The 460-nt window shown below is 59.1% G+C and carries 1 protein-coding gene; it reads left to right on the top strand.

The genetic code is table 11. From position 1 onward, the window contains the following. Positions 1–192 precede the first annotated feature (192 nt). Positions 193–405 carry a hypothetical protein gene (locus tag AC1DIX_RS27830; protein WP_112390004.1) on the top strand — a complete coding sequence of 71 codons (213 nt, stop codon included), beginning with the start codon at positions 193–195 and terminating at the stop codon, positions 403–405. Positions 406–460: the final 55 nt, after the last annotated feature.

Raw genomic sequence — 460 nt, 5'->3', positions numbered from 1 at the left:
ACCTTATCGCCCGCCGAAGGTGTATTGAACAGCGCAGGATCGGAGAATCTTCCGCTGCACCAGAGTGAACCAGCCGCGTTGCGTATTTACGGCTGGTTCACCATGACCGCCGCATCTGCCTTCGCAGACCCCGAATGCCGGTTAAGTGTTTCCTGAAACTCGATCCCGAGTCGCCTCAAGAATAGGAACGTGATGAGCTATCTGACATTCGACGTTCAATCGCTTCTGCGCGAGCTCGACCAGTTCGCGTCGGAGCTTTCCGGCCTTGCGAAATCGGTCGAAGTGACGGCCCTCGAACTCCGGTTCGCCATGCTGCGCGCGATGATCGAAGACTGCATGGGCATCAGTTCGTCAAACGACAATCTCGCCCGCGAAAGCCTGGATGGAGCCGGACATGCGAGCTGACGCCGCGGTGCTCCGCACCTCGCTTGCGCGCATTCGGGCCGAAGCGCAGCAGATA

This window comes from Massilia sp. 05N420, from assembly GCF_056397205.1.
Note: the sequence above shows the minus strand (reverse complement) of the source record. Positions and strands in the feature narration are given on the sequence as shown.